The sequence below is a fragment of the Lachnospira eligens genome (assembly GCF_009680455.1).
GTDB classification, from domain to species: Bacteria; Bacillota; Clostridia; order Lachnospirales; family Lachnospiraceae; genus Lachnospira; species Lachnospira eligens_A.
Map to the genome: position 1 here is coordinate 71,740 of NZ_WKRD01000012.1, position 7,249 is coordinate 78,988.

A 7,249-nucleotide genomic window follows, 5' to 3' on the forward strand; every position below is an offset into this window, starting at 1 on the left:
TTGTTTAATGATAATGTAGAAGAGCGTTACGCTCTTGCAATAGAAAGAATTAAAGAGATAGCAGAGGAGCCGGGGCTTAAGACGGATGGGTTTGCAGATTATTTCAAATGTATCGCTACATTTATTCTTAAGATGGATAAGCTTGCGGCTGACTTAAAAGCTGATGTTTTCAGAGATTGTTCACTTGAAGAGTATAAGAATGTGAATACAGGACTGTATGAAGATGTAATTGGCAAGGCTTATGAGACAAGCTACGCTAATCCGGCATATGCAGCTTCAAAGTTAGGGCTTTCAGAGGGAAGGCTTTTGTCATTCCTTTACGTTGAGATAAGAGGAATGATTGTGTATGCATATGAAGGCAGAATGGCAGAAATGACAGCACTTATGGAGCTTTTTGTTGAAGTGTACTGCATGTGTGCATCGACTGAGGAAGACAGTGGAAAGCCAGATTATAAGCAGATGAAAGAGTCTGTATACTGGTATGTTAGTGATTACAGTGATGACCTTATGGAGTACCGGGTAAGAGAGCTGTTAGACCCTGAACTTGATTTTGCAACTAAGATAATTATGGAGTCTGACCTTACAGATGTAAGATATCTGTACAGATTCGGTGAGTATGTCACAGACAATGAGATTAAGACAGCAGAGTATCTTAGTTCGCTCAGTGAAGAAGAAATCCAGAAGATGGCGGACACATTTACAGAAGGGTACAGAATCGGATTCGAGCTTACAGGCAAGGATTTGTCTAAGAAGAAAACAGTTAATATAAGATACTGTCTGGGATTTGAAAGACTTGTGAGGGCTGAGATTAAGAATTTTGAAAAGCTTGGACTTAAGCCTACAATATACAGGGCAGCGGTCAACACGATTAATAAAAGACTTAACATTAAGGTTGGCTATTACGGAGCTAATCCTAACAAGCAGATGGATTTCGACCATCGTTTTGACAATGCACTTTATATGGATGGCGAATTTGTTGAGAGAAAGACTGGTGCATTAAAGCTTGCATATGAGAAGAACAAAGAGCTTGCAGCGGTGCATGGTGGACCTGCTGTTATGGAGGTGTTTGGTGAAGTGCCATTTGAGCCACAGATTAAGAGCGAGGCTTTAACACTTGATGCAAAGCAGCAGAAGCTTTCTGTGAAATACAGCAATGACGCAGGAAGCATTGTTAATGAGTATATCAAAGGCGAAGAGAGAAGCTTTACAATAATTGCTTATCCGATACCTGAGATTGGCGAGAATTTTGAGGAAATATTCGAGGGTACTGTTAAGATTAATACCCTTGATTATAACAAATATAAAGCTATCCAGCAGGCACTTATTGATGTACTTGATACAGCACAGTATGTTGAGGTTAAAGGAGCTAACGGAAACTGCACAGACATGAAGGTTTCTATTATGAAGATAACCGACCATAAGACGCAGACTGTATTTGAGAACTGTCTTGCGGACGTTAATATTCCGCTTGGAGAAGTATTTACATCACCTGTGCTTAAGAAAACAACAGGTGTGCTTAATGTGAGCAGTGTATATCTTAATGATATTAAGTTTAATAATCTTACGGTATGGTTTGAGGACGGATTTGTTAAGGACTACACATGCACTAACTTTGATGATGAAGCTAAGAATAGAGAGCTTTTCAAGGCAAATGTGTTATATGACCATGAAACTTTACCGCTCGGAGAGTTTGCTATAGGAACTAACACTACAGCATATGTGTTTGCCAATAAGCATGATATTGTGTATAAGCTTCCGATTCTTATTGTTGAGAAGATGGGACCACATTTTGCAGTCGGTGACACATGCTATTCAAGGGCAGAAGATGTGTATGTAACTAATCCGGACGGCAAGGAGATTATCTCAAGGGATAATGAGGTTTCACTTCTTCGTAAGACGGAGCCGGACAAGGCTTATTATAACTGTCACACCGATATTACCATTCCGTATGATGAGATTGGCAATATTACTGTTGTGGCAGAGGATGGAACAAGAACAGACTTAATTAAGAACGGCAGATTCGTGCTTGATGGCACACTTGCGCTTAATGATGCATTTTTACAGGAACAGTAAAGATGTAATATGGGCTTTTTCTTGACGCGTAGTTTAAAACAAAGTACAATGATAATTAGTGTTTTCACTAATTTTAATATTATATCTATCGGACATAGGAGGTTAATATGGCTTTAGTAGGAATTGTTATGGGAAGTGACTCTGATATGCCTGTTATGGCAAAGGCAGCAGACATTCTTGAACAGTTAGGAATTTCGTATGAGATGACAATTATCTCAGCACACAGAGAGCCTGACGTATTCTTTGAATATGCTAAGAGTGCAGAGGAGAAGGGATTTAAGGTTATTATTGCAGGTGCAGGTATGGCAGCACATCTTCCGGGTATGTGCGCAGCTATTTTCCCAATGCCTGTTATTGGTATTCCAATGCACACAACATCACTAGGCGGTAGAGATTCATTATATTCAATAGTACAGATGCCTACAGGTATTCCTGTTGCAACTGTTGCTATTAACGGTGGTGCCAATGCAGGCATTCTTGCAGCCAAGATTCTTGCAACATCTGATGCAGCACTTCTTGAAAGGCTTAAGGATTATACTAAGAATCTTAAGGAAAGTGTTCAGAAGAAGGATGCCAGACTTCAGGAAGTCGGTTATAAGAATTATTAATTAGTAACTGAATAGTTACATTAACTTACATTTATCATAATATTGAAGGAGAAAGAATCATGGATTACAAGAAATCTGGAGTTGATATTGAAGCAGGTTACAAGTCAGTTGAGTTAATGAAAGAGGCTGTTAAGTCTACTATGAGAGAAGAAGTGTTAGGCGGAATCGGCGGATTCTCAGGTGCATTTTCACTCGCTAAGATTAAGGAGATGGAAGAGCCTGTATTACTTTCAGGAACTGACGGATGTGGAACTAAGGTTAAGTTAGCTTTCATTATGGACAAGCATGATACTATCGGTATTGATGCAGTTGCTATGTGTGTTAACGATGTTGTATGTGCTGGTGGAGAGCCACTCTTCTTCCTTGATTACATCGCATGCGGCAAGAATTATCCAGAAAAGATTGCTACTATCGTTGGTGGTGTTGCAGAGGGCTGCAGACAGTCTGAATGTGCACTTATCGGTGGTGAGACAGCAGAGCATCCGGGACTTATGCCACAGGATGAATATGATCTTGCAGGATTTGCTGTAGGTGTTGTTGATAAGAAGGATCTTATTACAGGCGAGAACATCAAGCCGGGTGATACTCTTATCGGTATCGCTTCAAGCGGTGTACACAGCAACGGATTCTCACTTGTAAGAAGCGTATTTACAATGACAGAGGAATCTCTTAATACATATTACGATTCACTTGGAAAGACATTAGGAGAGGCATTACTTGCTCCGACTAAGATATATGTTAAGACAATGAAGGAAATCAAGAAGGCAGGCGTTAAGGTTAAGGGCTGCAGCCATATCACAGGTGGTGGTTTCTATGAAAATGTACCTAGAATGCTTCCAGACGGTGTTAAGGCAGTAATTAAGAAGGACAGCTACGAAGTACCACCAATCTTTAAGATGCTTGCAGAAGATGGCAATATCGAAGAGCATATGATGTATAATACATTTAACATGGGTATCGGTCTTGTACTTGCTGTTGATCCTGCTGATGTTGATACAGTTATGGCAGCAGTTAAGTCTGCAGGTGAGACTCCATATGTTATCGGAAGTATTGAAGCTGGCGAGAAGGGAGTTACTTTATGCTAAGAGTTGCAGTTATGGTTTCCGGAGGCGGAACTAATCTTCAGGCTATTATCGATGCTGTTAAGGATGGAACAATCACTAACACAGAGCTTGTAGCAGTTATAAGCAATAATGCCGGAGCATATGCACTCACAAGAGCTAAGGATAACAATATTCCAGCATATTGCATATCACCAAAGGATTATGAAAGCAGAGATGCATTTAACGATGCGCTGCTTGATAAAGTGAATGAGCTTAATGTTGACCTTATAGTACTCGCAGGATTCCTTGTAAGAATCCCAGAGAAAATGGTTCATCAGTACAGCCACAGAATTATTAATATTCATCCATCACTTATACCTTCATTCTGCGGAGTTGGTTTCTATGGACTCAAGGTTCATGAAGCAGCTCTGGCAAAGGGTGTTAAGGTATCAGGTGCAACTGTGCATTATGTAGATGAAGGAATGGATACAGGAGAGATTATTTTCCAGAAGGCAGTTGATGTACTTGATGGTGATACTCCTGAAACTCTTCAGAAAAGAATTATGGAGCAGGCTGAATGGAAGCTTCTTCCTAAGGCAATTAACAAGATTGCCAATGAACATGTTAATTAATGATTACTGACTAAGTATATAGATAATGATATGCGGAGGAATTAAGATGAAAGTATTAGTTGTAGGCAGCGGCGGAAGAGAGCATGCAATATGCTGGAAGTTAAGCAAGAGTCCTAAGGTTGACAAGATATACTGTGCACCGGGTAATGCGGGAATTGCAGAGCTTGCAGAGTGTGTTGATATTAAGGCAATGGAGTTTGACAAGCTTGTAGCATTTGCTAAGGAAAACAGTATTGACCTTACTGTTATCGGTATGGATGACCCACTTGTCGGTGGTGTTGTTGATGTATTCGAGGCAGAGGGCTTAAGAGTATTCGGACCAAGAAAGAATGCCGCTATTCTTGAAGGATCTAAGGCATTTTCTAAGAACCTTATGAAGAAATACAACATTCCAACAGCAGCTTATGAAACATTTACATCAGCCAAAGAGGCCAAGAAGTATCTTGAGACTGCTGAGTATCCTATCGTTCTTAAGGCTGACGGACTTGCACTTGGCAAGGGTGTTCTCATCTGTGAGAACAAAGAGGATGCACTTGCAGGTGTTGATGAGCTTATGCTTGACAAGAAATTCGGAACAGCAGGTGATACAATTGTCATTGAGGAATTCATGACAGGCCGTGAGGTTTCAGTACTTTCATTTGTTGATGGTAATACAATTAAGATTATGTCATCAGCTCAGGATCATAAGAGAGCTAAGGATGGTGACCAGGGTCTTAACACAGGCGGAATGGGTAACTTCTCACCATCACCTTTCTACACTAAGGAAGTTGATGAGTTCTGTAAGAAATACATTTATCAGGCAACTGTTGATGCAATGAAGAGTGAGGGCAGACCATTTAAGGGAGTTATCTTCTTTGGACTTATGCTTACTCCAAAGGGACCAAAGGTTCTTGAGTACAATGCAAGATTTGGTGATCCTGAGGCACAGGTTGTTCTTCCTAGAATGAAGAATGATATTGTTGATGTATTTGAGGCTTGTATCGATGGAACTCTTGATAAGGTTGACCTTCAGTTTGAGGATAACGCATGTGTATGTGTAATTCTCGCATCTGACGGATACCCACTCGCATATGAGAAGGGCTTCGAGATTAAGGGAATGGAAAACTTCAAGGGTAAGGATGATTATTTCTTATTCCATGCAGGTTCTAAATTCAATGAAGAGGGCAAGGTTGTAACTAACGGAGGACGAGTTCTCGGTGTTACAGCACTTGGCAAGGACCTTAAGGAAGCAAGAGCCAAGGCTTATGAAGCTACTGAATGGGTAGATTTCGATAACAAATATATGAGACATGATATTGGTAAGGCAATTGATGAAGCTTAATTAGTAACTGTTAAGAGTCAGGCAAAATGCGAAGCATTTTCGATACTGGCGGAAAATAGTTAGTATTAAAGAAAATGGGGGCAGATGGCTGGAGAATACCGGTTATCTGCCTTAGTGTGTAAATGAGGAGACAATTATGAAAATAACACCAGTTAAGGGTACTAATGATTATCTTCCTAATGAGGTTGAAATCAGGGATTACCTTCAGAATGAGATATTAAAGGTATATGTTGCTAATGGATTTGAACACATTACAACACCTATTATTGAGGATATTGAGAATCTTGATAAGAGTGATGGTGGTGAGAATTTAAATCTTATATTCAAGATTATGAAGAGAGGCGATAAGCTTGAGAAGGCTGTAAGTTCACTTCAGGAAAATCCTAAGACAGGAACAGCCTGTGAGAATGAAATTGCTGATATGGGATTAAGATATGACCTTACACTTCCGCTCAGCCGTTACTTTGCTAACAACAAGGACAAGCTCACTCTTCCTATGAAATGTATTCAGATGGACAGAGTGTACAGAGCTGAAAGACCACAGAAGGGCAGACTTCGTGAGTTTGTTCAGTGTGATATTGATATTATTGGTTCTGATTCTACAGATTCAGAGGTTGAACTTATTCTTACAACAACCAAGGCTCTTAAGGCTATTGGCATGAAGAATTTCAAGGTTAAGATTAACGACAGAAGACTTCTCCGTTCATTCCTTCAGAATTGTGGATTTACCGAGGATCAGCTTGATAGTGTGTGTATTACATTTGACAAGATGGATAAGGTCGGACTTGACGGTGTTAAGGCTGAGCTTACAGACAAGGGATTTGATGCTGCTGCAATTGAGAAGTTTATCGGATTCTTTGGAAGTGTTTCAAGTGCACAGGAGATAAGCCTTGAAAGTGTTGAGGCTATACTGGATGATAAAGCTCCAGCAGAAAGCGTAAGAGGAATTATTAACACTGTAAATGAGCTTTCAGACGGTCAGTTTGATGTTGTATTTGACCTTTCTTTAGTAAGAGGTCAGGGCTACTATACAGGAACTGTATTTGAAGTTGAAAGTATTGATTTCAAGGGTGCTATCGCAGGTGGTGGAAGATATGACAACCTTATTGGCAAGTTCTTAGGACAGCAGGTAAGTGCTGTTGGATTCTCAATCGGATTCGAGAGAATCTTCTCAATCCTTATGCAGAATGGTGTTGAGACTAAGGCATCAGCAGACAAGATTGCTGTTATGTACGATGAGGGACAGGTTAAGGAAGCCTATGCAATAGCAGAAAAATACAGAGCAGAAGGTAAAGTATGCTCATTATATGTAAAGCCTAAGAAGATGGGAAAGTTCCTCGGAAAGCTTGAGGAACGTGGATATAAAGGATTTGTTAATGTCAGCAATGGGGACGAGATAAGCTTGTTCTAGTGTTGATGTGTAAGCCCCGGGCAGGTTAGAACTATTTCACCGGGATAGTTTGCATAAACCTACTAAACTTAGAAAATATATATTAATAGTAGCTTCCTGTATAATTCAAAGTGTAAAGAGTAAATGATTTTACAAAAATAGATACCTAAGTTAAACTGTCA

General features: G+C 40.0%; 6 protein-coding genes. All 6 read left to right on the plus strand.

What is annotated here, in order from left to right; translation table 11 throughout:
• The 6 genes from GKE48_RS13620 (at nt 1) to hisS (ending at nt 7,088) form a co-directional block, all read left to right on the plus strand.
• Nucleotides 1–2,073, plus strand: coding sequence for an aminopeptidase (locus GKE48_RS13620; protein ID WP_154301338.1), 2,073 nt, complete (start codon nt 1–3; stop codon nt 2,071–2,073).
• Nucleotides 2,074–2,180: 107 nt separating this feature from the next.
• Nucleotides 2,181–2,681: a 5-(carboxyamino)imidazole ribonucleotide mutase gene (gene purE, locus GKE48_RS13625; RefSeq protein WP_012738797.1), complete on the plus strand. Its 501-nt coding sequence runs from the start codon at nt 2,181–2,183 to the stop codon at nt 2,679–2,681.
• Nucleotides 2,682–2,740: 59 nt separating this feature from the next.
• The gene (gene purM, locus GKE48_RS13630; RefSeq protein ID WP_022097789.1) at nt 2,741–3,766 is read left to right on the plus strand and encodes a phosphoribosylformylglycinamidine cyclo-ligase; all 1,026 of its coding nucleotides are present in this window, start codon (nt 2,741–2,743) and stop codon (nt 3,764–3,766) included.
• Nucleotides 3,760–4,356, plus strand: coding sequence for a phosphoribosylglycinamide formyltransferase (purN, locus tag GKE48_RS13635; protein ID WP_118390538.1), 597 nt, complete (start codon nt 3,760–3,762; stop codon nt 4,354–4,356). The genes purM and purN overlap by 7 nt, the downstream gene beginning before the upstream one ends.
• A 46-nt stretch (nt 4,357–4,402) precedes the next feature.
• Nucleotides 4,403–5,677, plus strand: coding sequence for a phosphoribosylamine--glycine ligase (purD, locus tag GKE48_RS13640; RefSeq protein WP_154301339.1), 1,275 nt, complete (start codon nt 4,403–4,405; stop codon nt 5,675–5,677).
• Nucleotides 5,678–5,813: 136 nt separating this feature from the next.
• Nucleotides 5,814–7,088: a histidine--tRNA ligase gene (hisS, locus tag GKE48_RS13645; RefSeq protein WP_022097787.1), complete on the plus strand. Its 1,275-nt coding sequence runs from the start codon at nt 5,814–5,816 to the stop codon at nt 7,086–7,088.
• Nucleotides 7,089–7,249: the final 161 nt, after the last annotated feature.

What these genes read in the sequence shown, in the direction of transcription:
- hisS (WP_022097787.1), top strand. Translation starts at nt 5,814, where the DNA reads ATGAAAATAACACCAGTTAAGGGTACTAATGATTATCTTCCTAATGAG.
- purD (WP_154301339.1), top strand. Translation starts at nt 4,403, where the DNA reads ATGAAAGTATTAGTTGTAGGCAGCGGCGGAAGAGAGCATGCAATATGC.
- purN (WP_118390538.1), top strand. Translation starts at nt 3,760, where the DNA reads ATGCTAAGAGTTGCAGTTATGGTTTCCGGAGGCGGAACTAATCTTCAG.
- purE (WP_012738797.1), top strand. Translation starts at nt 2,181, where the DNA reads ATGGCTTTAGTAGGAATTGTTATGGGAAGTGACTCTGATATGCCTGTT.
- purM (WP_022097789.1), top strand. Translation starts at nt 2,741, where the DNA reads ATGGATTACAAGAAATCTGGAGTTGATATTGAAGCAGGTTACAAGTCA.